This window comes from Helicobacter didelphidarum (assembly GCF_003364195.1).
GTDB classification, from domain to species: domain Bacteria; phylum Campylobacterota; class Campylobacteria; order Campylobacterales; family Helicobacteraceae; genus Helicobacter_A; species Helicobacter_A didelphidarum.
Map to the genome: position 1 here is coordinate 1 of NZ_NXLQ01000225.1, position 398 is coordinate 398.

General features: G+C 32.2%; 1 protein-coding gene. It reads left to right on the plus strand.

Annotated elements, in window-relative coordinates; all coding sequences use genetic code 11:
* Positions 1–187: hypothetical protein (locus tag CQA53_RS13025; protein WP_181882490.1), on the plus strand; the 187-nt coding region annotated here is incomplete at its 5' end.
* Positions 188–398 lie beyond the last annotated feature (211 nt).

Genomic DNA, 398 nt, shown 5'->3' on the forward strand with positions numbered 1-398 from the left:
AGAGAAAAGAGATAAAGAGAGTTTAGAGTATGGCTATGGAAGCTTTATAGATTTGAGTAGGGATTATGTGAGGGAATGTAGTGTAGGAGAAAGAGGGGACAATACAGGAATATCGCTGCTTACTATACAAGGCAAGATATTCTTAAGCCCTAGTGGAATGAATAAGATAAGGATAGAAGTGAGATAGGATACAATCAGTAAATACAATCTACAATATGAATTTCTACAATAGATTTGGGCGAAAAGGAAGCAATCATGAATAAAGGAAATATCATAGAGATTGTATGCTATAATATGGGATAAATTATAACCTTAAAATTACCCCCCTAAAACCCCCTATTTATCGCTTTACATATTCTTATAAAATATGCTTTTTTGTATTGTGGAATATAAAACTA